This is a genomic window from Micromonospora sp. NPDC049836, assembly GCF_044465125.1.
GTDB lineage: Bacteria > Actinomycetota > Actinomycetes > Mycobacteriales > Micromonosporaceae > Micromonospora.
The window spans coordinates 25,704-52,638 of record NZ_JBITLH010000001.1 but is presented as its reverse complement, the minus strand read 5'-3'; the positions used below and the strand labels follow the sequence as shown (position 1 = coordinate 52,638).

The window sequence follows — 26,935 nt, the reverse complement described above, 5'->3', positions numbered from 1 at the left end:
CAGAGATCATGACCTTGAGCGTGCTGCTCTGGCTGGGCGGGGGTGTCGTGGCGCTGACCGCCGGCTTCACCGCCGCGCTGCTGCCCCGGCGCCGCGCCCGCGCCGAGGACCGGCGGGTGGCCTGGTCGTCGGCCCGGGCGGCGATCCACGACGCCGCCGTCAGCCGGGACGCCACCCGGACACCGGTGCCCGAGGCGGACCGGCTGCTGGCCCGCGCCGAGCTGCTCGCGGCCGCACGCGGCGGCGCGGACGCGGCCCGGGAGGCCGCCGACCACGCCCGCCGCGCCGACCAGATGTGGCGGCGCGGCCGGTGAGGGCGCGGCGGGAAGTCCTGCGCTGGTCGCTGCTGGGGGTCGCGGTGGCCGTGCTGGCGGTGTTCCTGGCGGCGCAGCGGCAGAGCGTGGCGGTCAGCTACGGGCGCTCACCGTCGTCGGCCACGCTGCCCGGGGAGGGCTCCGCCGGTGAGCTGAGCGACGCCACCGTTCCGTCGGTGGCGGAGATGACCGCGCTGGTCGCGGCCGACCCGGTGGTCCGGCTGCCCGGGGCGGTCGCGCGCTGGGACGAGGCCCGGGTCCGCGCCGCCGTCGGCGGTGGCGACACCCGGATCCTGGTCGCGCCGCCCGGCCTGGACGAAGCGGAACGCCGGCGGGTGAAGGACGTGGAGAACGCCACCGTCCGGATCATCGGCACCGAGGTCAGCGGCGGCATCTACGTGGCCACGCCGGACGACCTGCCGGGCTGGCGGGCGCAGTTCGCCACCGGCGACGTGACCGGGCCGGTGCTCACCCTGCTCGCCGGGCTCCGCGAGCAACCGTCCCCACCGGACCGCGACGACCTGCGGTGGCGGGAGCCGACCGCCGCGGAGCTGGCCCCGGTCACCGCCGCGCTGGGCGCCACCGGCCGGTACGTCGGGCCGGGCGCCACGCTGCCCCGGCTGCCGCAGGAGGCCGCCCGGGACGCGTTCCCGGGCGGGGCCTGGTTCGTGGTGCTGCCGGCCCAGCCGTACGGGAAGCCGCTGCCCGCGTACGGCCCGGCGCTGCACCGGCTCGCCCCGGAGCGGCCGGTGGTGGTGATGTACGGCGGCTGGATCGAGTACCACGGTCCCGGCGCGGCGGACTTCGCCGAGGTGGCCGGGGCCAGCTTCTACGCCCAGTACGGCGGCCGGCTCAGCCGCTACGCCTATCCCCAACTCAACGTGCTCGGCGCGTACCTGGCCCGGGTGACCGACGTGCGGTACGCGGGGCTGTTCGACCGACCGCTGCCGTACCGGCCGTTCGACCCGCTGCGGGTGGCGCTGCCGGCGCTGCCCTGGCTCTTCGCCGGCTGCGTGGCCGGGTTCGTGGTGTTGTCGATCCGTACCGTGCGCGGCGCCGGTCGGGGCCGGCCGGGCGAGGTCGGGTCGCCTGCCGTGCCGGCCCGGCTGGCCGGGCTGTCCGCGCTGGCCGTGGAGCTGTCCCTGCTCACCGACGCGCGGAGCGACCGGGCGCTGGTGCGGGGCGTCGCCCGGCTCCGCGCGGCCCGCTCCGCGCTCGACGACGGCCTGCCCGACCGGCACGTACGCGGGCTGCTGGCCGACGCGGCGGCCGAGCTGGACCAGGCGGCCCGGGACGTGCGGATGCCCGGCTACCGGCCGGATGTCTACCTGCGGGGGACGCTCTCGTGATCGCCACCGCGCGCCGGCTGCTCGGCCGGCTGGTCGGCACCGCGTTCGGCCGGGCGGTGCTGGCCTGCCTGGCGCTGGCCGGCTGGGCGCTGTGGTCCGGCGGCCTGCTCGACGGCCCGGTGGCCCGGCACGTGCGGGTCTCGTCGGTCTACGCGGCACCGGGCGTCGACCTGGACCGGGCCGCGGCCGAGCGGGTCGTCGGCAACCGCCGGCTGGTGGTCCTGCTCATGGCGCCCGGGGCTGACCTGCGCGAGGCGTGCGCCGACACCGAACGCACCACCCAGGGCACGCTGGTGCTGGCGATGAGCCGGGACGGCGAGGACTGGGACACCTACGGCTGCTCCCGCGTCGGTGGCGACAGCCCGCGCGACATCGGCCGGTCGCTGGTCGCGGAGACCGTGATCAGCCAGGGCGCGGACGCGTTCGTGGACCGCCCGATCGAGGCGCTGAAGGTGATCGTGCTCAACTACGACCGGCTGGTCCGGACCGGCCTGCTGCCCGACGGTGCGCGGACCATCAACCCGTCGCTGCCCCGCTATCTGCTGGCCGGCGGCGCGGTCGTCGGGGTGGTGGCCGGCGCGGCGGCGCTCTGGCTGGGCGGCCGGCGGGCCGGCCGGCTGGCCGACGCGCGGCGAGCCGTGCGGGACGCGCGCGCCGACGAGCGGGCCGCGTTGGGCGCCGCCACCGCCGTCCTGGCCCAGCAGATCATCGACCTGGACCGGGCCGGCGGGCCGGCGTACCGGCGGTTGGCCGGCGACTACGTCGGGCTGCTGGACGAGGTGTCCGACCCGGACGCCGGGGACCCGGTGGGCCGGCTGCGCGAGCGGGTCGAGGAGCTGAGCGGGCGGGCGGCGGACCTGGCGGACGACGCGGCGTCCGGTCGGGGCCCGGGCGGGGCGTCGGGTCGGGGCGCCGGAGCGTCCGGTTCCGGGCGGCGGCGGGGCGTCCGGTGAGGGCGCGGCCCGGGGCGGCGCGACGCGACGGGTCAGGTCGCCAGCAGTTGGTAGACGAAGGCGCCGGCCTGCAGGCCGATGTAGTTGCCGGCGGCGATCAGCAGCAGCGGCGCGTACGCGGCGGGCCCGGGTAGCCGGCCCGACTCGCGTACCGCCCGGACCAGGTCCCGGCCGAGGGCGGCGGCCCGCACCCAGCACAGGGCGATCATCAGCAGCGTCATCAGGGTGATCGCGTCGCTGATGGTGGCCAGCAGGTCGGGGAAGCCGTAGCGGGCCGGGTCGCGGCCGGCCGCGACGAACAGGTGCTCGCCCATCCGGAAGCCGAGGGCGGTGCCCAGGATCGCCCCGACCGCCGAGAACTCGCCGACGTGGGTGAGGAAGGCGCGGGCCGACGGCACCGTCACGGGGAGCATGAGGACCGTGACGAGCTGGGTCAGCGTGGAGACCGCCAGGAACACCACCACGGCCGCGACCACGGCGGTGACGGTGCGCCACGGGCGGGGGATCAGCGCCGGGTCGTCGACGTACCTGGCGGCCAGGTGCCCGCCGAGGATCACCAGTCCCATCAGGACGGCCATGACGAGCGCCGCCGGGTTGGTCGGGAAGCGGTTGGCGGGCCCGGCCGGCGGGGGCGGCGCCGGTCGTGGCTGCCGGGCCGCGGGCAGCACGGGCCCGCGGCGGGGAACCGGTCCGTTGCGCTTCTGCCGAGCCACGGCGTCAGGGTAGCGGCGGGCGGCGAACGCGCCCGGCCGCCACGGCGCCCGGCGCGGGTGGTGGCGCCGCCGAGCGGCGCGGTCGAGGCGGCGCGGTGGGGCGGTCGGGGCGGCGCGGTCGGGGCGGCGCGGTCGGGCCGCCGGGGCGGCGCGCGCCGCACCGTCCGGAGTGGTCCGGTCGAGCGGGAGCAGCCGCCGGGGCCGGCGGGTCGCCGCCGGCCCCGGCGGCCGGGCTCAGCGCAGCGCGCCGGCCGGCGCGGCCGGCCAGCTGTCGGTGAAGATCTGCGGGGTCGTCGCGCTGCGGGCGGCGAAGCCGAAGAGCGAGTCGACCCGGGCGGCCTCGGTGCTGCTCGGGTACGGGTTGGTGCAGCTGGTGCCGGCGCTGCCGCCGGACATCAGGATGGCGCAGTTGCCGTTGTAGTTGTCGGGCAGGCCGAGGATGTGCCCGATCTCGTGGGTCATGATCCGCAGCGGCGAGTACTGCTGGGCCTGGTAGTAGTCGATGACCACGCGGCCGTTGCCGAGGCTGGTGCGCTGGGCGTACGAGCCGCCGCCGTAGGTGTAGTAGATCATCAGGTTCGAGCCGCACTGGGCCATGTTGATGTTGTTGGTGCGGCTGTTCCAGATCGAGGCGGCCTGGTTGGCGTAGCTGGCGAACGGCCCGGCCTGGCTGGTGTTGTAGCAGACGTTGCGGAGCGCGGCGGAGGCCGGCGCGGTGTCCACGGCGACGACGCCCAGCGCGGTCAGCGCGGTTGCCGCGAGCGTGGCGAGGACGCGGGACAGCTTGGGTAGGCGCATGGCTCACTCTCCTCGAGAGGCGGGGATGGAGTGCAGCCAGCCTATTGATTGACATGCATCGATATCAAGAGCCACGGCGAAATGATTGATGTCAATGTGCACGTGAATGAGGCACAGGAATGGGGATTCACGCCGCCGGGGATTCCCGCCCTTTCTGTCAATCTCCCGTCACGCAGCGTGTTTATCTGATCAGTTCCGGTCGATAGCGTCGGGGCACTGGCCGTCGACGAAAGGCCGACGATGAACCACAACGGACACCCGCTCTCGCGGCGGCGGCTCCTCGCCGGCGCGGCGGCGGCCTCGGCGGTCACCGTGACCGGCGTGGCCACCGCACCGACCGCCGCCGGCGCGGCGCCCACCCACCGCTTCAGCACCCCGCTGGTCACCCGGGACCGGATCGGCTCCGCCGCGCTGCACGCCCCGGACGGCACCGCCAGCCGGGGCCGCTTCCAGGCCGACTTCCACGACCGGCTCACCGCCTGGCTCGCGTTCTGGTCGGCGAACTCACCCCGCGCCTGGAGCGCGCCGGCCCAGGTGCTCGGCACGGTCGACGCGGCCGGCGACGCCTTCGTGCTGCACGCCGTCCGCTACCGGCGCGACGACGAACTGCACGACGGCTTCGCCGCCGCCCGGGCCGACGGCACCCGGTGGGCGACCCTCGCCAGCCTGCACCACCACTTCCCGACCGTCGCCGTGCTGCCCGGCGGGGCCGTCCGGGTCGCCGACGGGCCCGCCGGCTTCACCGGCTCGGCCGCGCAGGTCGACTTCGCGGTCGGCGCCTGCCGCGAGCTGTGGGGCGAGGCCGGGGCCGGCGCGTCCCGCTGGCAGGAGTACGCCGCACGTCCGCTCGCCCGGGCCGGCCAGCGGGGCGACGTCGCCTCCCGCGCCGGCTGGGCGACCTTCACCCGGCTCAGCCTGCGCCGCGGGCTGGGCACCGAATCGTACGCATGACCGGAGGTAACACATGGCCCGCAACGAGTTCCGGTTCGTGGTCGACGGCGTCGACCTGACCGCCGAGCAGCAGTCCCTCATCGCCAAGGAGATCCAGCAGGCCGGCCTGGCCGCCCTCGGCACCGCCAACGCCAAGCTGACCAACCCGCTCACCCTGGGCCACGGCAACCTCAAGCTGCGTCCCGAGTGGTACGGCCTCTGGGTGCTCGACGGCCCGTTCGCCCAGGAGCTCGGCCAGAAGATCAACGACATCGGCTTCTGGATGCAGCGGTGACCGACGCCGCCCGAGCGGTCGACCCGCCGGAGCGGATGTGCCCGAGTACGCCCGCGGCCAACGCCACGGTCTTCCTCGGCATGATCACTCCGGCGGGCCGGGTCGCCTACGTCACGCCGGCGATGCCGGCCGAGGTCGCCCTGGCCACGGCCGGCGACTCCGGCACCCCGGTCGAGTCCCGCTTCCGGCTGGCCGGCCCCTGCGTCACCACGTCCTGCGGCTTCTGGACCGGCGAGCACTGTGGCCTCGGGGCCCGGATGGCCGCGTCGTACGCCGAGACGGCCGGCCCGGCCGAGCCGGAGCTGCCCAAGTGCGCGATCCGGCGTACCTGCCGATGGTTCGCCGAGCAGGGCCCGGCGGCCTGCCCGGCCTGCTCGCACGTCGTCACCGACGCCCGCTGACCGGGGGCCGCGCCGGAGCCACCGGCGAGCCGCCCGGCCGGAGCTCAGCTGCCCCGGCCGGAGCCGAGCTGCCCCGGCCGGAGCCGAGCCGCCCCGGCCGGAGCCGGGCTGCCCCGGCCGGCCGGCCGGGACCCGGCCGGGATCAGTGGGCCGCGTCCAGCCGGGCCCGCTGCTCCCCGGTCAGCTCCAGCTCCACCGCCGCCAGGCTCTCCTCGAGCTGGGCCACCGAGGAGAACCCGACCAGCGGGATCGCCGGCACCTCCCCGCCCAGCAGCCAGGCGAGCACCACCTGGTTCGGCGTCGCGCCGGTCTCCGCGGCCACCGCGTGCAGCGCGGCCAGCCGGGCTGCCGTGCCCGGCCCGTCGTACCCGGCGCCCAGCCGCTCCGGCTTCGCGTACGCGCCCTTGAGCAGCGGCGAGTAGGCGACCAGGGTGAGCTGCGGCTCCGCCCGCAGGTAGCTGGCCAGGTCCGGGCCGACGTAACCCACGTCGCCGTCCGGGTCCAGCTCGCTGGGCAGGTCCAGCCGGGGCGGCAGGTAGCTGCGGTGGTACTGGAGCACCTCGTACCCGGGCAGGCCGGCCGCCGCCGCGATCGCCCGCGCCCGCTCCACCCGCCAGGCCCGGTGGTTGCTCGCGCCGAGCAGCCCGACGGTGCCCTCGGCGACCAGCTCGGCGAAGCCCGCCACGGTCTCCTCCAGCGGCACCGTCCGGTCCTCGATGTGCGCGTAGAGCAGGTCGATCCGCTCCACGCCGAGCCGTTCCCGGCTGCGCTCGGCCGACTCGCGGATCACCTTCGCCGACAGGCCCTCGGGGTTGTCCAGATAGCTGGTCCCCGGGGCCAGCGGGCGGGCCCCGAGCTTGGTGGCGACCAGCACCTCGGGGCCGACGCCCCGGCTGCGCCGCCACCGGCCGAGCAGCTCCTCGCTCTCCCCACCCTGGCCCCCGTTCTGCCAGAAGGCGTAGTTGTCCGAGGTGTCGATGAAGGTGCCGCCGGCCTCGACGTAGCGGTCCAGGATGGCGTACGAGGTGGCCTCGTCGGTGGCGGTGCCGAAGAGCATCGCGCCGAGGCTGAGCACGCTGACCTCGCGCCGGGTGGCCGGATCGGTGCCGATGGTGCGGTAACGCATGGAGTTCCTCCCCGTCGAGACGACGCCACCACCTTCCACCTTCGAGCGCGCGCGAAGTCAAACCCTCGCCGGGACAGCACGCCGTACCCGGCTGGCTGATCGGCTACGTCGCCGCGCCGGGCTCACCGGCCCGCGCCGCGTTTCGCCGCGTCGCGGAGGGCGCGGTCGCGGCAGCGTCCGAGCACGCTGTTGACCAGTGACGCGTCGGCGTCGCCCAGCGCGTACCCGCCCGACCAGTAGATCCGGAACGCCGCCTCGGCCAGGTCGTCGTGCAGCGCGTCCCGCAGCCCGAGCATCGCGTGCATCCGGCGGAACGCGTTCCGGTCCCGCTCGCGTCGCGACTCCGCGAGCAGGTCGTCCGCGCGCGTCGTGAGCCGCTGCGCCAGCAGCCCGTCCACCGCCACCGTCCGTCCATGCGCCCGCGCGTCGAGCACCGCCAGCGCCGCGCGGGCCAGCGGGTCCTCCTGGACGCCGGTGTCCCGGGCCACCAGGTGTGCCAGGAAGCGGGTGATCTCCGGCAGGCGCTCGACGGTCGGCTCGGCGAGCACCGACCGGACGAACGGGTCGTCCAGCGCCGCACGGTCCTCGACGCCCTCCGGGACCAGGTCCTCGGGGACCGGGGTGAGGAACACCCGGCGGAACACGCCGGCCAGCGTCGCGTCGTCCAGCCGTACGCCGCTGACCCGCTCGGCGAGGACCAGGCCGCTCGCCCACGGGGCGTCGAACGTCAGGTCCGCCATGTCGTCGAGCAGCGCGTCCGGGTCGCCGCCCCAGCGCTCCTCCGGGTGGTACATGTCGAAGCCGACCGCTCGGCGCCCCGCTACGTGGTACGCGAACCGGTTGGTGCCGTTGACGTTCCAGTAGACGCTGACCGCCGCGCCGCCGGCCGACGCACCCCGCAGCACCTCGGGCCGGGAACCCTGGAAACCGTTCTCCTCGATGCCGACCAGCCAGTCGCCGACCCTGGTCACCAGGAGCGCGCACGGGATCTGGTTGTAGTGGTAGGGCGCCAGCTCCGCGTCGAGCTCCCGGAGGCTGCGGCTCGCCGTGTCGGCCGGATCACCACCGAAGGCCCGGATGAACGCGTCCTCGTCCACGCCCTGCGCGTAGGTGACGCACGCCGCCTGGGCGAAACCCTGATGACGGTCGAGGAACTGTCCATAGTGTGCGAGAGTGTCGTCGGTCACCCGACGAGTGTGCCGTGCCGGCCCTGGTCGCGTGGTCCCGCTCGCCAGTCGGGACGCGAGCAGGGGCCCGGGGGCCCCTGCTCGTCCGCGTCACCCGGAGCGGCCGTCACCTCAGTCCGGCACGTAGTCGAAGGTGTCCGGGTTCGGGCCGTTCCGGCCGGCCTCGCCCTTGTTCAGGCTGTCGATCCGTTCCATCGCGGCGTCGTCCAGCGAGAAGTCGAAGATCTGGAAGTTCTCCGCGATCCGCGCCGGGGTGGTCGACTTCGGGAAGACGATGTCGCCGCGCTGTACGTGCCAGCGCAGCACCACCTGCGCCACCGTGCGGCCCAGCTCCTCGGCGAGGTCCACCAGGGTCGGGTCGTCCAGCACCTTGCCCTGGGCGATCGGCGCCCACGCCTCGGTGAGGATGTTGTGCGTCCGGCCGTACGCGCGCACCTCGTCGTTGCCGAAGTACGGGTGCGCCTCGACCTGGTTCACCGCCGGGGTCACCTCCGCCTCGGCGGCCAGCCGCTCCAGGTGCGCCACCTGGAAGTTCGACACCCCGATGGACCTCGCCCGCCCGTCGCGCTGGAACTCCTCCAACGCCCGCCAGGTGGCGACGAAGTCGCCGTCGTAGCGGGTCGGCAGCGGCCAGTGGATCAGGAACAGGTCGAGGTAGTCGAACCGCAGCTCCCGCAGGGTCTGCTCGAACGCCTTGCGGGCGTCCTCCGGGCGGTGGAAGCCGTTGTTGAGCTTGCTGGTGACGAAGACGTCCCGCCGGTCCAGCCCGGCGGCCCGGATCGCCTGGCCGACCTCGGCCTCGTTGCCGTACATCTGGGCGGTGTCGATGTGCCGGTAGCCGACCTCCAGCGCCGTGCCGACGGCCCGCGCGGTGTCCTTCGGGTCGATCTGGAAGACCCCGAAGCCGAGCTGCGGGATGGTGTTGCCGTCGTTGAGCGAGATGTCCGGAACGTTGTGCTGGGCCATGAAAGCCTCATCTCCCATCGTCGGGGGTTGCCCGGGAGCGCTACCACGCGCGCCGTCCGGGCCGTGCCACCAACCTGTCCTACCCGCTCGACCCGCGTCATCACGACGCCCGGCGCCGTGATCTGGCCGACCTCCCGGCCCTGGTGCGGGCCGCCGCGGCGGGTCAGCCGCCGGTCAGGTCGCGCAGCGCCAGCACCGACTTCCAGTTCCGGGTGGTCGCCACCACACCCAGCTTCTTCTCCAGGTACGCGTTGGTGAACTTCGTCCGCCCGTAGCCGCCGTCGGGGAAGTGCAGGTGGATCTCCCGGCCGGTGATCGCGTACTCGAGGTGCTCGCCGGCCGGCACGGTCAGCTCCTTCCGCCGGGCCGCGCCGGGCGCCGCCGACAGGAAGGCCACCAGCACCCGGGTCGGATCGTCCTGCCGTGCCGCGTACGGGCTGGCGTCGACGATCGCGGCCAGCTCGCCGCCGTCGCGGACCAGCACCGGCACCCGCAGACCCAGCTCGTCGGCGAGCCGCCGCTCGATGCCCTCGGCGAGGGTCGCGGCCTTCGTCGGCGGGCTGGTGAACACCACGTTGCCGCTCTGCAGGTAGGTCTTGACGTCCTCGTGGCCGAGGTCGGCGACGAGGCGCCGCAGGTCGGCCATGGCGAGCCGGGCGGTGCCGACGTTGACCCCGCGCAGCAGGGCGGCGTAGCGCGCCATCCGCGTCCTCCTCGACTCCGCGTCCTCGGCCACCCAGCCTAGAGCGCGCGGCGCTGCTCGGCCGGCCGAGGACGCGGGTGGGACGTCGGCGCGGCGCGTTCAGCGCCGGCGGATGGCGGTGGAGTCGAGCCGGAAGCCGATGGTGCGGTCCACGATCCGTTCGACCAGGTCCGTCTTGCGTAGCCCGGACACCCCGCGCAGCCCCGCCCGGGCGGCCAGGGCCCGCAACTCCCGGGTGGTCCACGACGACAGGTACGCCGCGCCGTCGTCGCGCCGGGACATGGCGGCCAGCGCGGCGTACGCCCGCTCGGTGTCCGCCCCGGACGGTGCGACGGCGGCGCGCCGGGCCGGGGCGCCGCCGGCCGGCTCGTCCGCGGGCGAGGTGCCGGGCCGGCCGGGGGACGCGGCGCGGGCCGGCGGTGGGGCCTCCGCGACGGGGACGACGGCCAGCCGGGCCCGCCCGTCCTCCAGGGCGGCCAGGTCGGCGGCGGAGAGGCCGGCCAGGAACTCGGCCACCCGGGCCCGCACCGCGCGCGTCGGGCCGGTCACGCCGGCGCCTCCTCGGCCGCCCCGGCGGCGACCGGTGCGGGTGAGGCCGGTGCGGGCGGGGCCGGCGCGGGGTCCGGCTGGAGCGCGGCGAGGAACTCGGTGGTGATCTGCCGCAGCTCCTCGCGGACCGGCGGGACGGTGACCCGGTCCCGCAGCACCACCGGCACCCCGCGGGGCGTGTTGGTGGCGAAGAGGGTCACGTTCTCCCGCAGCGCGGTCGGCAGCACCGGCAGGCCCAGCGCCCGCACCTGGTCCATGTAGCCCTGCTGGGCGGCGACCGGTCGCTGCGCCATCAGCTGGACCATGGTGAACACCACGCCGGCGATGCCCGGGGCCACCTTGTGGTGCCGGCGGATCGTGGCGAACCGGCGGGAGTCGGCGTTGTACCGGTCGACCAGCTCCCGCACGTTGCCGTGCAGGTAGTCGATGCCGAGGGTGGAGAGGTAGTCGGCCCGGGCCGGAATGAGCAGGTGGTCGCTCGCGATGATCGCCGACTGGGTGACCACGTTGAAGTTCGGCGGGCAGTCGATGAGCACCAGGTCGTACGGGTCGAGGGCCGGATCGTGCAACCCCTCGTCGAGCGAGCCGCGCACCCGGAACAGCTCGGCGTCGTACTCGTCGCCGTCGGCCACGCCCCGGGCCAGCGCCAGGTCGATGTCGACGAGCTGGAGGTGGGACGCGATCAGGTCGAGCCGCCCGGCCCCCTTGAGCTGGGCGTTCGCCGGCCCGGGGGAGAGCACCAGCTCGCCCAGGGCGACCGCCGCGCCGTCCCCGCGCCGCCCGTCGTACCAGCGCTTGACGGTCCGGGTGTCGCGCAGCCGGTCCCGCCAGTCGTCCGGCTCGTAGAAGCTGAACGTGAGGCTGGCCTGCGGATCGAGGTCGATCAGCAGCACCTTCATGCCCCGGTTGGCCAGCTCGGCCCCGAGGTTGGCGGTCATGGTGGTCTTGCCGACCCCGCCCTTGTAGTTGATTACCGATACGACGTACACCGGCACCTCCCCGACCGGGAACGGTAGCGGTAACCCCGCCGGGTGGGCCGCCCGGGACCCGCCGGACGTCGCGCGCAGTCGACCGTACGGCGGCAGGTGAGAGCCGTTCGTACCGCAGGTGTGACCTGCCGCCGCTTCGCAACGTCCTGTCGCAAGTGGTTGCCTAGGGTCAACAATCCCCTGGTCAGATGCTGCCCCTGGCAGGATCCGGCGGGGACGGACGGGTAACCCGACGGCGGTGGCCGGAGCTGATCACCGCCTCATCGGCAGGAGGCATTCCGCGTGCGAATGAGACGACCGAGCCGGATCGCGGCCGTGGTGACGGGCGTGACGGCGCTCGCCTTCACGGTCTCGGCCCCGGCCCAGGCCAACGATCACGAGAACCTTCCCGGCGAGCCGACCATCACGGTGCCGATCAACGACAGCGCGGCCGGCGGCACCTACAACCAGGACTTCACCCGGGTGTACGCCAACACCACCCCGGACGGCACGCCGGTCTACATCTACGTACCGAAGGGGACCCCGCTCAACGGCACCGCGCCGACCGGGGTGGCGAGCCTGGACCCGCAGTTCGACCACAACCCGGGTGACGAGTTCACGCCGTGCGCCACGGCCGGCGCGAGCCAGTTCACGCTGACCCAGGCGGAGATCACGTACGTCGGTGACAAGCTCGCCAACCAGATCGTCGCCGTGGACGAGGAACACTTCGGTCCGATGGACGCGGCCGACCCGGCCGAGCCGGCCAGCGACTCGCTGGTCATGCTGGTCTACAACATCCAGGACGACGCGTACTACGACTGCGCGGTCACCTCGTACACCGCCGGCTACTTCGCGCCCGACTTCATCGACAGCGTCGGGATGAACGTCATCTCGGTCGACGCCCTCGACTGGGCCAACCGGGTCGGCCCGAACGACTCGCCGTGGCGCGACGCCGACCCGGCCAACGACCGCCCGGAGCTGTACGAGGGCACGGTCGCGCACGAGCTCGAGCACCTGCTGCACAACTACAGCGACCCGGGCGAGCTGTCCTGGGTCGACGAGGGCCTGGCCGACTTCGCCATCTTCCTCAACGGCCTCGACGCCGGCGGCTCGCACCTGACCAACCACCAGGTGCTGTACGAGGAGACGTCGCTGACCCGGTGGGGCGGCAGCCTGGCCAACTACGGCGCGGCGTTCACCTACTTCCAGTACCTGTGGGAGCAGGCCGGCGGCAACGGCGACGGCACCTGGACCCCGGACAAGCAGTACGACGGCAAGGCCGGTGACCTGCTCATCAAGACGATCTTCGAGGAGCAGGCGGACGGCATGACCGGCGTGCAGAACGCCATCGACGACTTCAACGCGGCGACCGGCGCCAACCTGCGCAGCGCGGCCGACCTGTTCCGCGACTGGTCGGTGGCGGTCTACCTGGACGACGAGGACTCGCCGATCTACGACATCAAGGCGTTCAACTTCGGCGACCCGGCCGACACCTCGTGGACCATGGACATCGCCGACGACGTCTTCTGGGGCGGCCGGGGCAGCTACCACGGCGCCACCCCCGAGGCCAAGTGGGCCCGGCTGAAGAACCGGCCCGACACCACCGCCGTGCCGTTCGGCATGTCGGTCGAGCGGTTCCGCAACCCCGGCCCGACCGTGTCGCTGGCCTTCGACGGCGACGACGAGACGGTGGTCCCGCCGCACACCGGCACCACCCACTGGTACGCCGGCTACGAGAGCCAGGACGACAACATCCTCGACGTCAGCGCCTCCGGCGCGGTCACCTCGCTGGACTTCTGGAGCTGGTACTTCATCGAGGAGGGCTGGGACTACGGCTTCGTCGAGGCGCTCGTCGGCGGCACCTGGGTGACCGTGCCGCTGCGCACGGACGCCGGCCAGGTCGTCACCACCAACGACGACCCGCACGGCAACAACACCGAGGGCAACGGCCTGACCGGCACCTCCGGCGGCGAGTACTTCGTCGACGACCCGGTCTACCAGCACCTCACCGCCGACCTGCCGGCCGGCACCACGGACGTGCGGTTCCGGTACTCCACCGACGCCGCGTACATGGACACCGGCTGGTTCGTCGACGACGTCCGGGTCAACGGCGCCGAGGCGAGCCTCGGCTCGGCGGCGGGCAACTGGTTCGCCACCGACGGCGTGCAGAACAACAACTGGACCGTCCAGGTGGTCAGCCACTGCGACCTGACGCCGGGTGTCACTTCGCCGGGTGAGACCACCGACGGCGCGGGCAACTGGGTCTACCGCTCCACCGGCGATCAGTTCACCGCCAGCGGCCTGAAGACCAAGTGCGCCAACGGCAACCAGGACGACTTCGCCGTCATCATCAACAACCTGCCGACCGGTGACCTCACCTACCTGGACGCGGACTACACGTTCCGGGTGAAGAACACCGGCAACGCCAAGTAGTTTCCTGACCCGTTCGGGCCCGCGCCGCACGTCGGCGCGGGCCCGTCGGCATTCCGGCCGCGCTCAGGAGTCCCGGTAGACCGGCAGGCCCAGGGTGGTGCGGACCCGGTTGGCCTGCGCGCCGCCGTCGTGCGCGGCGGCGGCGCGGATCTCCCGGGTCAGGACGGTGTCACTGGTCGCCGCCGCGGCGAGCCGCCAGTGCCGCAGCGCCACGTCGTTCTCCTTGAGCAGCGCGGCGATCGGCGTCCGGACCGGCTCCGGCCAGAGCGTGGTCCGCAGCTGCTCGGCGTGCGTGGCGTTGGTGTCGGCGACCGTACGGGCCAGGCCGCGCACGGTCCGCCACGGCCGGCGGGCCCGCAGCGCCGCCTCCAGCTCGTCCAGCGCCGTGTTGTAGGGCGCCACGATCGACAGGTAGCGGCCCTTCGCCTCCTTGAGGGTCAGCGTGGTCGGAGCGGTCGGCGAGGGGGTCTGCCAGGTCGCCGGGAACCGGGTGGGCTCGGCGCCCCCGCAGCCGGCGAGCAGCAGGACCAGGGCCAGGGCCAGGGCGGCGGGGGTGCGGCGGCGCACGGGACGTCCCTCCGGTCGGGGGCGGGTCACCGGGCAGTGTAGGGGCGACCCGGGCGACCGTGCCGGCCGCCGACTAATCGGCGACCGGCAGCACGACCTCGTTACGGCGCAGGAACCAGGGCGTCCACGGCGGGTCGAAGCGGGCGTACCGGACGGCGCCGGTGGGGCGCAGGCCGGCCGCGATGACCGCCCGGCCCAGCGCGGTCGCCCGCCGGGCGAACGTCCGGTCGGTCCACCGCCCGGAGAACCGCATCGCCGCCGCCAGCTCCTCGGGTAGCTCCCGGATGGTGATCCGTGGGTCCACCGGCTCGGGCAGCGTCGCCGGGGTGAAACCGGCCGGCATCACGAACCGCACCAGCCAGCAGTCGGGCCGGTCGCCCTCCTCCTGCACCACCGGCGCGGTCATCGCGATCCGTTCCGACCCGGCCGGCGCCGGCCCGCCCGGCGCGGTCACCGACAGCTCCCCCCGGGACCGGTTGGCGCCGCCGAGATACCGGGCCAGCGGCCGGAACGCCGCGTTGCCGGCGGCCGTGAAGGAGCCGTCGACGCGGACCTCGGCGACCAGGTGGGCGGGGTAGCGGCGCAGCTCGAAGCCCGGATGGCGAGCCAGCACCCGGTACGGCTGCCGCTCGGTCATCCGCCGCCCCCAAGCCCTCCGGTGCTCCCACCGGGAACGCTACCGTCCGGGGCCGTCCCGGTCCGCCGGACCCGGGACCAGCCGCCAGTACTGGCGTTTTCCCTCGTCCCGCAGCACCACACCGAGCCGGGCCAGCTCCGCGCGCAGCTCCCGGACCTCGCCGCCACGGTCGGCGTCGAGGGCCCGCTGCCGGGCCGACAGCAGCGCGTCCGCCCCGGCGGGCAGGCCCGGCAGCCCGGCCACCCAGCGCCGGTACGCGTCGCGGTGCGGGTCCCCGGCGAGCCACGGCCAGCCCTGCCCGGTGAACGCGGCACGCAGCCGCGCCTCGCTCAGGTCCGCCGGCTCGCGGGCCAGCTCGCGGCCCGCGTCGTCGAGCAGCACCAGCGCCTTGCCGTCGAGGAAGACGCCCGCCACCGCGGCCCGGGGGACGTCCCGCCGGTGGCCGTCGCGGTGCAGCCGCGCGCCGGCCCGGCCCACCGTCACGGTCAGCCGCTCCCGGGTGCCCACGAACGCCACCGCCAGGCCGGCCAGCGCCGCCACCCCCGCCCCGACCGGGTACGACCGGTCCCCGGGCAGCCGGGCCAGCAGCGCGAACCAGCCCTGGAACGGGAACCAGGGCAGGTCGGCCACCCAACCCGAGCCGGCGGTGAGGGCCGCGCCCAGGCCGGCGCCGAGCAGCGGGAACCCGACCCACATGAGCACCAGCTCGCCCGCCCCGCCGCCGACCACGGTGGTCTCGCCGGCCGCCGGCCCGGCCACCTCAGGACACCTCCCGGCGTACCGTCCGGACCAGCCCGCCGGCCAGCGGCAGCACCAGCCAGACCAGCAGCGACACCGCGAGCCGGGCCCACTGGCCGGCGGTGACCTGCGGGCCGAGCAGCGGCTCCATGGTCACCGAGGTGTCCAGCCACTGCGCGGGGCGGTGCAACGCCTGGATCATCGCGGCGAGCACGCTCCACACGGTGGGCAGCAGCAGATAGGTCACGATCGCCAGCGGGGTGTTCAGCAGCAGCAGGCCGAACCCCGCGCCCATCAGCACGTTCAGCACCTGGAACACGGCCGCGTACGGCAGCAGGCGCCAGTCGAAGACCCAGCTGCCCGCGCCGCCGGTGGCCCGGGCGGCGAGCGTGCCGGTGGCGGCGACGGCGAGGCTGACCAGCACCGCGGCCAGCGCCGCCAGCACCACCGCGGCCAGCTTCGCGGCGATCACCCGCTGCCGGCGGGGCACCAGGGCGAAGGTGGTCAGCGCGGTGCGCTGCGACCACTCCCCGGTGATGGAGAGGATGCCGAGCACCGGCAGCAGCAGCCCGGTGGGGAACAGCGACGGGGTGAAGAAGGCGGTGAAGGTCTGCTCGGCGTCGTCGAGCACGAACAGCTGCACCGTGACGATGATCGCGGCGACCAGCCCGATGGTGATCAGCAGCCAGCGCCCGGCCCGGGTGTCGACGAGCTTGCGCAGCTCCACGCCGGTGAGCCGGGCCAGCGAGGGGGTGGCCAGGGCCGACTGGCGCGGCGGTGCGACCGGTGGGGTGAGCGTGGTCATCGGACGGCCTCCCTGGTCGACGCGCCGGCGGTGAGGGTGAGGAAGAGCTGTTCGAGGCCGCCGGCGCCGGCCGGGCGCAGCTCGGTGAGGACCAGGCCGGCGTCGGCGGCGGCCTGGCCGACGGCCTCCGGCTCGGCCCGGACGACGAAGCCGCCGTCGGCGCCGTTCGTCGCGGGCAGCCCGGCGCGCTCCAGGCCGAGCCGCAGGGCGTGCTCGTCGCGGGCCCGGACCAGGGTGCCCGCACCGGCCAGCAGCTCGTCCTTGCCGCCCTGGGCGACCACCCGGCCGCCGCCGATCACCACGAGCCGGTCGGCCACCGCCTCGACCTCGCGCAGCAGGTGGGAGGAGAGCAGCACGGTGCCGCCCCGGTCGGCGAAGTCACGCAGCAGCCCGCGCATCCAGAAGATGCCCTCCGGGTCCAGGCCGTTGGCCGGCTCGTCGAGGATGAGCACCCGGGGGTCGCCCAGCAGCGCCAGCGCCAGGCCGAGCCGCTGCCGCATCCCGAGGGAGTACGCGCCGACCCGGCGCCGCGCCGCCGTCGCGTTCAGCCCGACCAGGTCGAGCTTCGCGCCGACCTGCGCCCGGTCCACGCCCATCGTCCCGGCGGCCAGGGCCAGCGCCTCCCGGCCGGTCCGCCCGCTGTGCTGCGCGGACGCGTCGAGCAGCACGCCGATCTCCCGCCCCGGGCTCGGCAGCTCGCGGTACGCCCGCCCGATGACCGTGGCGCGCCCGGCGGTGGGCGGGGTCAGCCCGCAGATCATCCGCAGGGTGGTGGACTTGCCGGCCCCGTTCGGCCCGAGAAAGCCGGTGACCGTGCCCGGTTCGCAGCGGAAGCTGACGTCCTCGACGGCGGCGTGCGGGCCGTACCGCTTGGTGAGGTGTTCGACTGTGATCATGGCGTCCAGCCTGCCGGCGCCACCCGGCCGTGCGCTGCCGGCGATGGTCGGCGACCGGCCCGACCTCGGACCAGGTCAGGTACCGACTTTGGTAGCTGGTGACCCGCCGCGGCGCGTTCCTAGCATGGACGGATGAGCAGCGCCGCCGTACCGGACCATCCCTGGCTGCTGCCGGGCGCCCTGGTTCCCACCGCCCGGACCGCCCGCCGGACGCCCCGGGACTGGGTGGTCGACGGCCTGGCCCTGCTGAGCTCGGTGGCCTGGGTGCTGGTGGCCCACGAGGATGCGCTGAGCGCGCGGCCGGAGTTGGCGCTGAACGTCGGGCCGTCCTGGCTCCCCGACGTCGACTTCTTCCTCGGGCTGCTGGTCAGCGCCGCCCTCCTGCTACGCCGCCGCTGGCCGGTCGGGCTGGCCGTGGCCACCGCGCCGCTGGCCCTCTGCTCGGTCACCTCGGGTGTCGCCCTGCTGATCATCCTGTTCACGCTCGTCGTGCACCGGCGGCTGGCGGTGGCCCTGGTGGCGGTCGGCTGGAACGTGGTGACCCTGCCCGTCTTCCTCGCGGTCCGGCCCGATCCGGTGCTGCCGTTCTGGGCCACCATGGCCTGGAGCCTGCTCTTCATCGGCGGGACGGTGGCCTGGGCGCTGTTCGTCCGGGCCCGGCGCCAACTGGTGCTGTCGCTGCGCGACCGCGCCGAGCGGGCCGAGGCGGAGCAGCAGCTCCGGGTGGGCCAGGCGCGGCAGCTCGAACGGACCCGGATCGCCCGGGAGATGCACGACGTGCTCGCGCACCGGATCTCCCTGCTCAGCCTGCACGCCGGCGCCCTGGAGTTCCGCCCGGACGCCCCGCCCGAGGAGGTGGCCCGGGCCGCCGGGGTGATCCGGGCCAGCGCCCACGCGGCGTTGCAGGACCTGCGGGAGGTGATCGGGGTGCTCCGCGCCGAGCCGGGCGGCGCGGGGACGCCGGAGCCGCCGCAGCCCACCCTGGCCGACGTGCCCGTGCTGGTCGCCGAGTCCCGGGCCGCCGGCGCGCGGGTCAGCGTGCTCGACGAGGTGGCCGATCCGGCGGCCGTGCCGGCGGCGGTCGGGCGCAGCGCGTACCGGATCGTGCAGGAGGGGCTCACCAACGCCCGCAAGCACGCGCCGGGCGCGGTGGTGGTGGTCCGGCTGGCCGGCGGGCCGGGCGACGGCCTCACCGTGGAGATCCGTAACCCCTGGCCGCTCGGGGCGCCGGCCAGCGCGATCCCGGGCACCGGGACCGGACTGGTGGGGGTCGCGGAGCGGGTCAACCTGGCCGGCGGCCGGCTGACCCACGGGCGGGACCCGGACGGCGACTTCCGGCTGGCCGCCTGGCTGCCCTGGCCGGCGTCGTGAACGGCGCGGAGCGGCCACCGGTCGGGGTGCTGATCGTCGACGACGACGCGTTGGTGCGGGCCGCGCTGTCGATGATCCTCGGCGGGGCGCCCGACATCCGGGTGGTGGGCGAGGTCACCGACGGGGCCGAGGTGCCGGCGGCGGTCGCCGCGTACGCCCCGGACGTGGTGCTGATGGACATCCGGATGCCCCGGGTCGACGGGCTGACCGCCACCGAGGCGCTGCGGGCCGGGCCGGAGCCGCCCGAGGTGCTGGTGCTCACCACCTTCGACGCCGACGAGCAGGTGCTGCGGGCGCTGCGCGCCGGGGCCGGCGGGTTCCTGCTCAAGGACACCCCGCCGGCCGAGATCGTGGCGGCGGTGCGCCGGGTGGCGGCGGGGGAGGCGACGCTCAGCCCGGCCGTGACCCGCAAGCTGATCACGCACGTGACCGCGCCGGCCGCGACCGCCGGCCCGGACCCCCGGCGGGAGCGGGCGTTGCGGCTGCTGGGCGGGCTGACGCCGCGCGAGCGGGAGGTGGCCGTGGCGCTCGGCCAGGGCCGGACCAACGCGGAGATCTCGGCGGAGCTGTTCATGAGCGTGCCGACCGTGAAGGCGTACGTCTCCCGGCTGCTGGCCCGGCTGGAGCTGAACAACCGGGTGCAGGTGGCGCTCCTGGTGCACGACGCCGGTCTGGTCTGACCGTGCGCCGGCGGGATTGAACTCCTGCCGCCCGGGGGCCGTACCAGTGGTCGAGGATGTGGCGCGGCGGGTCCGCCGCGCCGCTGCCGAGCTGCGGGAGGCCTGCCGTGCGAGTTGGTGAGCAGTCGACGGATCCCATCGATCAGATCCTGGGTGAGGTGCCGGTGCCGGCCCAGCTGACCCCGGAGGATGTCCGCCTCGCGGTCCGGGCGGTGGTGGTGCACGCCGCCGAGGAGTGGCCCGCCGGGCCGAAGTGCCGTAACGACGGGGCGGCGTACCCCTGTCGGCTGCACCGCTGGGGACGGCGGGTGCTGGCGGCGCACGGCCTCAACGAGCGGCAGATCGACGCGCTGGTGCGGCACGGCAACCCGTTCGTGCACGTGCCCTTCCCGTTCGTGCTGACCGGGCCGTCGGCTGCGCGCCCGGCGGCACCGGCTCCGCAGGCCCCGCGCGGCCCGGCCGGCCGGGTCACCGCGCCTCCGGTGCGGCCCGCTCTGCGGCCCGGCGGTGCCGGTCGGTCGGTGGCACCCCCCGCCACCCGGCCGCGCTGGCCCCGGGCGAGCTGACGACCGCGGTCGCGGCGCGGCCCCGGCCGCGGCGGACCACGGGTCGCGGGCGGTACGCCCGGGGTGCACCGGCGGCGGCCCGGCGGCAGGGAGCCCCCACCCCCTGCGCCGGGCCGCCGTCGGCCTCCGGTCAGCCGATCTCGCAGTCCGGGGCGGACCAGCTCTTCGAGTTGCTGGTCCGGTCGCTGTTGTTCTCCCGCCGGGAGTCCACGTGGACGTGGTCGTCGTGGTCCGGGTAGCCGGGGCCGAAGATCCCGCTGAAGCCGTGGGTGCGGGCGGTCCGGGCGACCCGGCACAGGGACGAGGTGCCGGACTTCACGTCGGCCGCGGTGCCGTAGAGGTGCTGGCTGTCCGACGCGCCGCCGACCTGGCTGTTGCAGGCGATGTTGCGGAAGCCGCTGGTGACGTAGAGCGGCTTGTCGCCGAGGCCGCGGCGCAGCGCCTCCAGCTTCCACATGGTGCGCAGCGCGTTCTCCCGGGTGGCGCTGGACGAGAGCGGGCCCCCGCTCCACCCGCCCTTGCCGCAGCCGTTGTCCAGCTCGGTGTAGCTGAAGTGCTTGGGCGTGCAGTCGCTGTCCTGCAGGTTGTAGATCTTGGCGAAGGTCTGCGGGCCGGCGATGCCGTCGGCGCGCAGCCCGTACGCGGACTGGAAGCGTTTGACCGCACCCGCCGTCTCGGGGCCGTACCGGCCGTCGATCCGGACGATGGCCCCGTAGGCGGCCCAGCCGGCCACCCGGATCTGGAGTTGCCGGACGTCCTCGCCGGAGCGCCCCTGGTAGAGGTTGCGGGTCCAGGTGTAGCAGCCGTCGGCCTGCGCGGCCGGCGCGGCGACGACGGTAGCGATCGCGGCCCCGGGCAGGGCCAGCGCGAACGCGACGGCCGCCCGCTTCAGGGTGTTGACGCGCACAGAAGTCCTCCTGGTCGGAGCGAATTGGGGTTGACGGCGGGACTTCGTGCGGGCAGTCCCGTCCCATCCACCGTGACAGCCTTCGGGATGCTTCGCGGGCAATAGCGCAAATTGTTCTCACATTCACCGTTGGCTGAGCATTAGCTGGGAATTGCCGCGATTGCGAAACGCCCAGCCGGTCCGCGCCCGCCACGACCGCCCCCGTAACCACGCAACCGTGACGGAACCCGGCCGATGGCCACACGGAGGGTCAAGTCGCCTCGCCGCACCCGCCCGGTAACGTCTGCCCCCGGGGCCGGTACGGGCTCCCGGGCGACCTTCGCGGGCGGGGAGGTGGGCGTTGGCGCGTGGTGGCGTGTTCTGCGTCGAGGGGCAGTGGCACCGGGACCTCAATGAGCGCGGCTCCGTCCTGCCCACCCTCGAACTGCTCGAACGGCTGGGCAAGATCCGCTTCATCCACAAGGACGCGGCCACCCGCGACGAGCTGTTCTACTTCCTGGACCGCTGGCTGCTCAAGCAGTACGCCGACTACCGGGTCGGCTTCTTCGCCATGCACGGCGAGCCGAGCCGGCTCTGCCTCACCGACTGGGACTCCGTCGAGCTGGCGGACGTCGCCGAACGGATGGCCGGGCGCTGCGAGGGGCGCCGGCTCTACTTCGGCAGCTGCTCGGTGCTGCGCGCCTCCGACGCCGCGCTGCGGGACTTCCTCGACGTCACCGGCGCGGCGCTGATCTGCGGTTTCACCCGGGACGTGGACTGGGTCGAGTCGGCCGCGTTCGAGACGGTGCTGCTCGACGTGCTGGCCAACGGCCAGCGGCACAACGCCGCCGAGCTGCGGATGGGCTCGGCGCACTGGGCGCCGCTCGCCGCGTACCTGGGCTTCCGGGTGATCTACGCCAACGGCCGCGCCTGGCGGCCCGCCGTGCCGGCCCGGGTGCCCGCCCAGCCCACCGCCCGCCGGGTCGCCGAGCGCCCCCGCTGACACCGGCCCGGCCGCCGGCACCGGATGCTGGTAGAACCGAGGGCATGGCACGCAGCATCGCGACCAACACCCGGGTCGACCGGGCCGCCCTGGTCGACTTCCTCCGCCCCCGGCACAAGGTCATCCTGATCACCACCCGGTCCGACGGCCGGCCACAGTCCTCCCCGGTCTCCTGCGGCGTCGACGCCGAGGGCCGCCTGGTCATCTCCACCTATCCGGAGCGGGCCAAGGTGACCGACATCCGCCGCGACCCCCGGGTCTCCGCCTGCGTGCTCTCCGACGACTGGAACGGGCCCTGGGTGCAGGTGGACGGCACCGCCGAGGTGCTCGACCTGCCGGAGGCGCTGGAGCCGCTGGTGGACTACTTCCGCAGCATCTCCGGCGAGCACCCGGACTGGGACGACTACCGGGCGGCCATGGTGCGGCAGGGCAAGTCGCTGATCCGGGTCACCGTCGACGGCTGGGGACCGATCGCCACCGGCGGCTTCCCCGCCCGGCTGGCCGACTGACGTCAGTACGCCGCGGTGAACCGCGCGTCACGGAACCGCGGCTCCTCGATCTCGTCGACGATCGCCACCGCCAGGTCCTCGTAGGTGAGCACCGACCGGCCCTGCGCGTCCGTCACCGGCTGGTCGGTGCCGGTGCGGTAGTGGCCGGTGCGCTCGCCGGGGTGGAACTCCAGCGGTGGCGGGGAGACGTAGGTCCAGGTCACCCCGTCGGCGGCGGAGCGGTAGAACTCCAGCGCGTCGGCCTGCCCCTCGGCCGAGTCCCGGTATTCCGGAGGGAAGTCCGGCTCGTCCAGGTAGCGGGTGCCCCGCGGGGTCAGCAGGGTCGCCCCGCCGCCCACGTGGATCACCCGGGGCGGGTCGGGCAGCTCGCGCAGCGTCTCGACGAGCGTACGGGCGGCGTCGCGCCACAGCTCCCGCTCGCCGCCGCCGATGGCCACCACGAACACGTCGGCCTCCCCGGCCAGCTCCCGCACGCTGCGCTCCGAGGTGGCGTCGCCGGTCACCGTCCGCACCCCGGCCGGCAGGTAGCTGGTCGCCTCCGGGCGGCGGACCGCCGCGGTGACCCGGTGCCCCCGCTGGACCGCCTCGGCGGCGATCCGCGACCCCGCGGTGCCGCCGGCGCCGAACACGACGATGTTGCTCATGGCTGACCACCCCCCGCCCGACGTGCCTCGCCCCTCAGGCTAGGGAGCGGGCCGCCCGCCCGGTGCCGTAACGGCGATCCCGGGCCCGGCTCAGTCGACCAGCGCGGAGTAGACCAGCTGGCGCAGCTGGGAGCGGAGCGGGTACGTGCTGGAGGGCATCAGCTGGGTGAAGAGCAGCGCGGTGACCTCCTCCACCGGGTCCACCCAGAACGCGGTGCTGGCCATGCCGCCCCAGTAGTACTCGCCCACGCTGCTGGGCACCCGGGCCGGCACCGGGTCGAGCACCACGGCGAAGCCGAGGCCGAAGCCGATGCCGTCGAGGACCGTCTCGGCGAAGCCCTCCGGGGAGAAGGACGCCAGGTCCCGGTCGCCGGGCAGGTGGTTGCGGGCCATGAAGCGCACCGTCCGTGGGCCGAGCAGGCGCACCCCGTCGAGCTCGCCGCCGCGCAGCAGGAACTGGGTGAACCGGTGGTAGTCGGCGGCCGTGGAGACCAGCCCGCCGCCGCCGGAGAACCAGCCCGGCTCGGCCAGCGCGGCCCGGCCGATCGCGTCGGCGCGCATCGCCCGGCCGGTGGCCGGGTGCGGGGCGTAGAGGGCGGCCAGCCGCTTGGCGTCCGGCTCGTCGACCCACCAGCGGGTGTCGGTCATGCCGAGCGGGCGCAGGATCCGCTCGGCGAGGAAGGCGTCCAGCGACTGCCCGGAGACGACCTCCACGAGCCGGCCGAGCAGGTCGGTGGAGACGCCGTAGTTCCAGCTGGTGCCGGGCTGGAAGAGCAGCGGCAGCCCGGCCAGCCTCGCCGAGGCCGCGGCCAGGTCGGCGCCCGGCGGTACGCCGAGGTCGAAGCCCGCCTTGCGGTAGAGGCCGTCGACCACCGAGACCTGGGCGAAGCCGTACGTCAGGCCGGCGGTGTGGGTGAGCAGGTGCCAGACCCGGATCGGCTCGACCGCCGGCACCGTGTACGGCTTGAGCACCGAGCCCCGGTCGTAGACCCGCACGTCGGCGAACTCCGGCAGCCAGCGGCTGATCGGGTCGGTCAGCTCGAACCGGCCCTCCTCCCAGAGCATCATGGCGGCGACCGAGGTGATCGGCTTGGTCATCGAGTAGATCCGCCAGAGGGTGTCCGCCTCGACCGGCGCCCCGGCCTCCCGGTCCCGCAGCCCGTACGTCGAGGAGTGGGCGATCTCGCCCCGCCGGGTCACCACGATCTGCCAGCCGGCCAGCCGGTCGTCGTCGACGTACCGGGCGAAGTGCTGGTCGATCCGCGCCAGTCGCGCGGGGTCGAAGCCGATACGGTCCGGGTCGGTGCTCACGGCCACGCTCACGCCGCCGAACCTACCGCCCGGTAGGCGTACCGGGAAGGGTCGGCGGCCCCGACTAGTCTGGGCCGCATGCCGGAGCCCGTCGAGGACGTCACCTACCGCCAGCAGGACTGGTACGCCGAGGAGCTGGCCGACCGGCACTTCGTGCGCTGCGAGTTCTTCCACGTCGACCTCACCGAGGCGGTCAGCCAGGGGGCGGTCTTCACCGACTGCGTCTTCGGCAACGTGGCCTTCAACGCCTCCCGGCACACCGACTCGGCCTTCACCCGCTGCACCTTCAAGCGGTGCAACCTGTTCGAGGCCGAGTTCACCGGCTGCAAGCTGGTGGGCAGCAGTTTCGACCAGTGCGACCTGCGCCCGCTGCGGATCGACGGCGGCGACTGGTCCTTCGTCGGCCTGCCCGGCGCCGACCTGCGCGGGGTGCGGCTCACCGACGTACGCATGCGCGAGGTCGACCTGACCGGGGCGGACCTGACCGGGGCGACCGTCACCGGCGTCGACCTCTCCGGCGCCCAGCTGCACGCGGCCAAGCTGGTCCGGGCCGACCTGCGCGGCAGCGACCTGACCGCGCTCGACCCGACGGCGGTGCAGCGGGCCGGCGCGATCATCGACGCGGAGCAGGCGATCGTGCTGGCCCAGGCGCTGGGCTTCGAGATCCGCTGACCCGGTCCGGAAAAGACGACGTACCGTGTCAGGTTTTCCTGCCAGGCTGGCCGGCATGGCATGGTGGTCCGACCTGGTGGCGTCCGAGCCCGACTTCGCGGCGCGCGTCCGCGCCCGTTTCGCCGTGCGCAAGCACGGCACGATGGCGACCCTGCGGCGGGACGGCTCGCCCCGGATCAGCGGCACCGAGTTCGATTTCGGCGACGACGGGCAGCTCCGGCTGGGCAGCATGGCCGGCGCCCGCAAGGCCCTCGACCTGCTCCGTGACCCCCGGGTGGCGCTGCACTGCCCGACCGAGGACGCCCCCGAGGCGGATCCGGCGGCCTGGGACGGTGACGCGAAGATCGCCGGGCGGGCGCACGAGGAGCCGCCGGGGGAGGACGGCTCGCACCGGTTCCGGATCGAGTTGACCGAGGTGGTGCTGACCCGGGTCGGTGATCCGCCGGACCATCTGGTGATCGAGAGCTGGCATCCCGACCGGGGGTTGGTGCGGCGCGAGCGGCGGTGAGCCCGTCGCGGCTGTCGGGAAAATGCCTCGCGTCGACGGCTTCTCGGAGATCGGCACGTGTGTCATCCTCCCTGCGGCGGTCCCCGGCGCGACCGCGACGCCGGTGGCCGAGGGAGGGGTCGGTGGCTGAGGACGAACTCACGCAGACCGGTATCCGGGTCGGGCGGTGGTTGCCGGCCGTGCCGGCCGAGCCGCGACCCGGTGCGGCCGGCGGGCCACGCCGGCTGCCCGGCGCTCCGGACGATCCGGTCCCGCCGCTGCCGCACGCCCCGGTCCCGCCGCCGCACGCCCCCGGGGCCGCGTCCGCCGGCGAGCCGGTGCCCGCGCCCGGGCCGGCGTCCGCCGAGCCGGCGTCCGCCGCCGAACCCGCGTCGCGGTCGGGGACCGGGCCGGCCCCGACCCCGGCCCGCGCGCCGCGACCGGGCCCGACGGCCGGGCCGGAGCCGGACGCCGCCGCGCCCGCCGGGCCGCGCCGGGTCGCGCCGGTCCGGCGCTCCTCCCGGGAGAGCGCCACGGGCCGGTTCGCCGAGCTGGTCGCCCCGGCCGCCAGCAAGGTCCGGGTGGCCGTCGGGGCCGCACCGGACGGCCCGGTCACCCGCGTCGGCGTGGGTCGGGCCCGGCGCCGGCGCCGCCGGGTGCTGCTCGGCGGCGCCGTGCTGGCCGTGCTGGTGCTGGCCACCGGGTACGTCGTGCGGGAGCAGGGCGGGGGCCGCGCGCCCGCGGTGTCGGCGGTGCTGCCGGGCGGCGGCGCGCCGGCGTCCGACCCGGTCGCGCCACCGCCCACCGTCGTGGCGGTCACCGGGAATCCCGCCCTGCCCGGCGGGCCCCTGCTCAGCGTCGACCAGGAACGGGTCCCCACGCTGGTGGACCTGACCGTGCTCGGGGCGCGGGACTGGATCCACTGGGGTGGCAGCGGCGGCGACAGCGTGCAGCGCAAGCAGGTCGGCACCGGGGAGGTCCGCGACCCGGGTGGGGCGCGGCTGGAGCACGCCGCCAGCGGTTCCGGATTCGCCTGGACCGACGGCACCCCGGCGGCCCGGCAGGACGGGACCCGGTCGGGAGTCTTCCAGCGCGGCGCCGGGAAGAGCTTCGCGGTGGCCGTGGCCGGCAGCAACGACCTGCGGACGGTCCGGCTCTTCGTCGGCGCCTTCTCGGCGTCCGCCCGCCTCGACGTCCGGCTCTCCATCGGCGGCGACCCCGCCGTCCGCGAGGTGCCGCTGGCCGCCGGGGACCGGTTCTTCCAGTACGTCATCCAGTTCCGCGCCCCGCGCGGGGCCGAACTGCTGGTCACCTGGCGGGCGTTGACGGTGCTCGGTGGCGAGAACGACGGGGTGACCATGGAGGCGTTGGCCGTCAGCTGAGCGCGACGGTACGGTGTCGCCACGAAGGGCGAAACTTCCTTCCGCCGACATATGGCGCACCGTGGGCCATCGTGGAAATGTGAGGCGCGGTCGCGC

31 protein-coding genes are annotated in these 26,935 nt (G+C 74.9%); 15 read left to right on the top strand and 16 right to left on the bottom strand.

Annotated elements, in window-relative coordinates; genetic code table 11:
• Positions 1-8: 8 nt before the first annotated feature.
• Genes ACIBPB_RS00255 through ACIBPB_RS00245 form a run of 3 tightly spaced genes read left to right on the top strand, consistent with a single transcriptional unit; the run spans position 9 to position 2,616 of the window.
• Entirely contained in the window at positions 9-314 is a 306-nt protein-coding gene (locus tag ACIBPB_RS00255) for a DUF6403 family protein (RefSeq protein WP_396837475.1), read from the top strand.
• Positions 311-1,663 carry a hypothetical protein gene (locus ACIBPB_RS00250; protein ID WP_396837474.1) on the top strand — a complete coding sequence of 451 codons (1,353 nt, stop codon included), beginning with the start codon at positions 311-313 and terminating at the stop codon, positions 1,661-1,663. The genes ACIBPB_RS00255 and ACIBPB_RS00250 overlap by 4 nt, the downstream gene beginning before the upstream one ends.
• Positions 1,660-2,616: a hypothetical protein gene (locus ACIBPB_RS00245; protein WP_396837473.1), complete on the top strand. Its 957-nt coding sequence runs from the start codon at positions 1,660-1,662 to the stop codon at positions 2,614-2,616. Before ACIBPB_RS00250 ends, ACIBPB_RS00245 begins: the two co-directional genes overlap by 4 nt.
• Positions 2,617-2,648: 32 nt before the next feature.
• Here ACIBPB_RS00245 and ACIBPB_RS00240 read toward each other — a convergent pair whose 3' ends face one another.
• Together ACIBPB_RS00240 and ACIBPB_RS00235 are read right to left on the bottom strand one after the other, a co-directional pair.
• The gene (locus ACIBPB_RS00240; RefSeq protein ID WP_396837472.1) at positions 2,649-3,329 is read right to left on the bottom strand and encodes a hypothetical protein; all 681 of its coding nucleotides are present in this window, start codon (positions 3,327-3,329) and stop codon (positions 2,649-2,651) included.
• 234 nt (positions 3,330-3,563) lie between these two features.
• A complete protein-coding gene (locus ACIBPB_RS00235) occupies positions 3,564-4,127 on the bottom strand; it encodes a snapalysin family zinc-dependent metalloprotease (protein ID WP_357329336.1) in 564 nt (187 codons plus the stop codon).
• 240 nt (positions 4,128-4,367) lie between these two features.
• Here ACIBPB_RS00235 and ACIBPB_RS00230 point away from each other — a divergent pair, with 240 nt between their 5' ends.
• Genes ACIBPB_RS00230 through ACIBPB_RS00220 form a run of 3 tightly spaced genes read left to right on the top strand, consistent with a single transcriptional unit; the run spans position 4,368 to position 5,753 of the window.
• A complete protein-coding gene (locus ACIBPB_RS00230; protein ID WP_396837471.1) occupies positions 4,368-5,078 on the top strand; it encodes a hypothetical protein in 711 nt (236 codons plus the stop codon).
• Between the two features lie 13 nt (positions 5,079-5,091).
• Positions 5,092-5,352, top strand: coding sequence for a hypothetical protein (locus ACIBPB_RS00225; RefSeq protein ID WP_396837470.1), 261 nt, complete (start codon positions 5,092-5,094; stop codon positions 5,350-5,352).
• Positions 5,349-5,753, top strand: a complete 405-nt coding sequence (locus ACIBPB_RS00220; RefSeq protein ID WP_396837469.1) for a hypothetical protein — start codon at positions 5,349-5,351, stop codon at positions 5,751-5,753. Before ACIBPB_RS00225 ends, ACIBPB_RS00220 begins: the two co-directional genes overlap by 4 nt.
• 142 nt (positions 5,754-5,895) lie before the next feature.
• Here ACIBPB_RS00220 and ACIBPB_RS00215 read toward each other — a convergent pair whose 3' ends face one another.
• From ACIBPB_RS00215 to ACIBPB_RS00190, 6 genes are all read right to left on the bottom strand, one after another.
• Positions 5,896-6,879, bottom strand: a complete 984-nt coding sequence (locus ACIBPB_RS00215; protein WP_396837468.1) for an aldo/keto reductase — start codon at positions 6,877-6,879, stop codon at positions 5,896-5,898.
• Positions 6,880-7,001: 122 nt separating this feature from the next.
• Positions 7,002-8,066, bottom strand: a complete 1,065-nt coding sequence (locus ACIBPB_RS00210; RefSeq protein WP_396837467.1) for a DUF6461 domain-containing protein — start codon at positions 8,064-8,066, stop codon at positions 7,002-7,004.
• Between the two features lie 111 nt (positions 8,067-8,177).
• A complete protein-coding gene (locus ACIBPB_RS00205; protein ID WP_396837466.1) occupies positions 8,178-9,032 on the bottom strand; it encodes an aldo/keto reductase in 855 nt (284 codons plus the stop codon).
• A 163-nt stretch (positions 9,033-9,195) separates the two neighbouring features.
• A complete protein-coding gene (locus tag ACIBPB_RS00200; RefSeq protein WP_396837465.1) occupies positions 9,196-9,735 on the bottom strand; it encodes a DUF1697 domain-containing protein in 540 nt (179 codons plus the stop codon).
• Between the two features lie 99 nt (positions 9,736-9,834).
• The gene (locus ACIBPB_RS00195) at positions 9,835-10,284 is read right to left on the bottom strand and encodes a Rho termination factor N-terminal domain-containing protein (protein ID WP_396837464.1); all 450 of its coding nucleotides are present in this window, start codon (positions 10,282-10,284) and stop codon (positions 9,835-9,837) included.
• Positions 10,281-11,273, bottom strand: coding sequence for a ParA family protein (locus ACIBPB_RS00190; protein ID WP_396837463.1), 993 nt, complete (start codon positions 11,271-11,273; stop codon positions 10,281-10,283). Before ACIBPB_RS00190 ends, ACIBPB_RS00195 begins: the two co-directional genes overlap by 4 nt.
• Before the next feature lie 288 nt (positions 11,274-11,561).
• On the opposite strand from ACIBPB_RS00190, the gene ACIBPB_RS00185 reads away from it, so the two are divergent.
• Positions 11,562-13,685: a hypothetical protein gene (locus ACIBPB_RS00185; protein ID WP_396838143.1), complete on the top strand. Its 2,124-nt coding sequence runs from the start codon at positions 11,562-11,564 to the stop codon at positions 13,683-13,685.
• Between the two features lie 63 nt (positions 13,686-13,748).
• On the opposite strand, the gene ACIBPB_RS00180 is transcribed toward ACIBPB_RS00185, so the two are convergent.
• Genes ACIBPB_RS00180 through ACIBPB_RS00160 form a run of 5 tightly spaced genes read right to left on the bottom strand, consistent with a single transcriptional unit; the run spans position 13,749 to position 17,328 of the window.
• Positions 13,749-14,282, bottom strand: a complete 534-nt coding sequence (locus ACIBPB_RS00180) for a hypothetical protein (protein WP_396837462.1) — start codon at positions 14,280-14,282, stop codon at positions 13,749-13,751.
• A gap of 43 nt (positions 14,283-14,325) precedes the next feature.
• The gene (locus ACIBPB_RS00175; protein ID WP_357329360.1) at positions 14,326-14,889 is read right to left on the bottom strand and encodes a heme-binding protein; all 564 of its coding nucleotides are present in this window, start codon (positions 14,887-14,889) and stop codon (positions 14,326-14,328) included.
• A gap of 39 nt (positions 14,890-14,928) precedes the next feature.
• On the bottom strand, positions 14,929-15,648 hold the full coding sequence (locus tag ACIBPB_RS00170; protein WP_396837461.1) for a hypothetical protein: 720 nt from the start codon (positions 15,646-15,648) through the stop codon (positions 14,929-14,931).
• A 1-nt stretch (position 15,649) separates the two neighbouring features.
• Entirely contained in the window at positions 15,650-16,432 is a 783-nt protein-coding gene (locus ACIBPB_RS00165; RefSeq protein WP_396837460.1) for an ABC transporter permease, read from the bottom strand.
• On the bottom strand, positions 16,429-17,328 hold the full coding sequence (locus tag ACIBPB_RS00160; RefSeq protein WP_396837459.1) for an ABC transporter ATP-binding protein: 900 nt from the start codon (positions 17,326-17,328) through the stop codon (positions 16,429-16,431). The genes ACIBPB_RS00165 and ACIBPB_RS00160 overlap by 4 nt, the downstream gene beginning before the upstream one ends.
• A 132-nt stretch (positions 17,329-17,460) precedes the next feature.
• On the opposite strand from ACIBPB_RS00160, the gene ACIBPB_RS00155 reads away from it, so the two are divergent.
• The 3 genes from ACIBPB_RS00155 to ACIBPB_RS00145 all read left to right on the top strand — a co-directional run bounded on the left by ACIBPB_RS00155 (position 17,461) and on the right by ACIBPB_RS00145 (position 19,945).
• Positions 17,461-18,699: a sensor histidine kinase gene (locus ACIBPB_RS00155; protein WP_396837458.1), complete on the top strand. Its 1,239-nt coding sequence runs from the start codon at positions 17,461-17,463 to the stop codon at positions 18,697-18,699.
• Positions 18,696-19,379 (top strand): response regulator, encoded by a 684-nt coding sequence (locus tag ACIBPB_RS00150; protein WP_396837457.1) that lies wholly within the window; start codon positions 18,696-18,698, stop codon positions 19,377-19,379. Before ACIBPB_RS00155 ends, ACIBPB_RS00150 begins: the two co-directional genes overlap by 4 nt.
• 107 nt (positions 19,380-19,486) lie before the next feature.
• Positions 19,487-19,945, top strand: a complete 459-nt coding sequence (locus ACIBPB_RS00145; RefSeq protein ID WP_396837456.1) for a hypothetical protein — start codon at positions 19,487-19,489, stop codon at positions 19,943-19,945.
• Positions 19,946-20,075: 130 nt separating this feature from the next.
• On the opposite strand, the gene ACIBPB_RS00140 is transcribed toward ACIBPB_RS00145, so the two are convergent.
• Complete coding sequence (locus ACIBPB_RS00140) at positions 20,076-20,852, bottom strand: D-Ala-D-Ala carboxypeptidase family metallohydrolase (protein ID WP_396837455.1); 777 nt, start codon at positions 20,850-20,852, stop codon at positions 20,076-20,078.
• Positions 20,853-21,192: 340 nt separating this feature from the next.
• Here ACIBPB_RS00140 and ACIBPB_RS00135 point away from each other — a divergent pair, with 340 nt between their 5' ends.
• Together ACIBPB_RS00135 and ACIBPB_RS00130 are read left to right on the top strand one after the other, a co-directional pair.
• Positions 21,193-21,834 carry a DUF6642 family protein gene (locus ACIBPB_RS00135; RefSeq protein WP_396837454.1) on the top strand — a complete coding sequence of 214 codons (642 nt, stop codon included), beginning with the start codon at positions 21,193-21,195 and terminating at the stop codon, positions 21,832-21,834.
• 44 nt (positions 21,835-21,878) lie between these two features.
• On the top strand, positions 21,879-22,343 hold the full coding sequence (locus ACIBPB_RS00130) for a PPOX class F420-dependent oxidoreductase (protein ID WP_396837453.1): 465 nt from the start codon (positions 21,879-21,881) through the stop codon (positions 22,341-22,343).
• Between the two features lie 2 nt (positions 22,344-22,345).
• On the opposite strand, the gene ACIBPB_RS00125 is transcribed toward ACIBPB_RS00130, so the two are convergent.
• The gene (locus tag ACIBPB_RS00125; RefSeq protein ID WP_396837452.1) at positions 22,346-22,987 is read right to left on the bottom strand and encodes an NAD(P)-dependent oxidoreductase; all 642 of its coding nucleotides are present in this window, start codon (positions 22,985-22,987) and stop codon (positions 22,346-22,348) included.
• A 90-nt stretch (positions 22,988-23,077) separates the two neighbouring features.
• Positions 23,078-24,310 carry a serine hydrolase domain-containing protein gene (locus ACIBPB_RS00120; protein WP_396837451.1) on the bottom strand — a complete coding sequence of 411 codons (1,233 nt, stop codon included), beginning with the start codon at positions 24,308-24,310 and terminating at the stop codon, positions 23,078-23,080.
• Between the two features lie 66 nt (positions 24,311-24,376).
• Between ACIBPB_RS00120 and ACIBPB_RS00115 the strand changes: the two genes are divergently transcribed.
• The 3 genes from ACIBPB_RS00115 to ACIBPB_RS00105 all read left to right on the top strand — a co-directional run bounded on the left by ACIBPB_RS00115 (position 24,377) and on the right by ACIBPB_RS00105 (position 26,839).
• Positions 24,377-24,970, top strand: coding sequence for a pentapeptide repeat-containing protein (locus tag ACIBPB_RS00115; protein WP_396837450.1), 594 nt, complete (start codon positions 24,377-24,379; stop codon positions 24,968-24,970).
• 55 nt (positions 24,971-25,025) lie between these two features.
• Positions 25,026-25,478, top strand: coding sequence for a pyridoxamine 5'-phosphate oxidase family protein (locus ACIBPB_RS00110; RefSeq protein WP_396837449.1), 453 nt, complete (start codon positions 25,026-25,028; stop codon positions 25,476-25,478).
• A 122-nt stretch (positions 25,479-25,600) separates the two neighbouring features.
• Complete coding sequence (locus ACIBPB_RS00105) at positions 25,601-26,839, top strand: hypothetical protein (RefSeq protein ID WP_396837448.1); 1,239 nt, start codon at positions 25,601-25,603, stop codon at positions 26,837-26,839.
• Positions 26,840-26,935: the final 96 nt, after the last annotated feature.